The organism is Acetobacter sp. DsW_059, from assembly GCF_002153695.1.
GTDB lineage: Bacteria > Pseudomonadota > Alphaproteobacteria > Acetobacterales > Acetobacteraceae > Acetobacter > Acetobacter thailandicus.
Genome location: NZ_JOPI01000132.1, coordinates 1 through 264 on the forward strand (window position 1 = coordinate 1; position 264 = coordinate 264).

The following is a 264-nucleotide window of genomic DNA, read 5'->3' on the forward strand; positions in this document are numbered from 1 at the left end:
TCTGAACTGAGGTGTTCAGCGTGCTCAGCTCATTGAAAACTGTCTGGCTGGCACGTTTCACGAGACTTTTCTGTGTGTCCGTGAGTGTTACTCCCGGCACCTTACCTGCCATTACATCGGGCATCGGGTTTGCCAGGATGTGATATGCGCTGTCCATGTCATACACAGCCTGACGCAGTTTGCCCTGAGAGGTACTGGCGCAGGCAGTAACAGCCAGCAGCGGCAGGAGAAGAAGTGCTTTTTTCATTTTGAGGTATCTTTCGT

General features: G+C 51.9%; 1 pseudogene. It reads right to left on the reverse strand.

Features of this window, described 5'->3' with window-relative positions:
- Positions 1 to 247, reverse strand: a pseudogene (locus HK25_RS12260) (hypothetical protein); the annotation flags it as partial.
- Positions 248 to 264 lie beyond the last annotated feature (17 nt).